Annotated in this window: 1 protein-coding gene; it reads right to left on the bottom strand. The window is 54.5% G+C overall.

Translation table 11 applies throughout. The annotated features are described in order from the left end of the window. Positions 1-213 (bottom strand): DUF6453 family protein (locus GV764_RS22185; protein WP_236651910.1); only part of this gene is annotated, 213 nt, incomplete at both ends.

Genomic DNA, 213 nt, shown 5'->3' with positions numbered 1-213 from the left:
CAGCATGATCATGCTGTCGCCGATGTCCGTCCATGACCATGACGGCGTCCATGTCTTCCGGTTATAGATGAACGGGCGGTTCGTTGTTGAGAACACACAGGCGTTGTTTTTAAAAAAGTTGAGTCCAGGTCCGGGGGTCGGTGCAATACCCGACGCAAATATCGCGATTGTTATCGTCACTGTCGCCGGGACGTCCTCGCCGTTCCTGTCCTC

The sequence above is a fragment of the Atlantibacter hermannii genome, from assembly GCF_009907385.1.
Lineage (GTDB): Bacteria > Pseudomonadota > Gammaproteobacteria > Enterobacterales > Enterobacteriaceae > Atlantibacter > Atlantibacter hermannii_A.
This window is presented reverse-complemented; position numbering and strand designations above follow the sequence as displayed.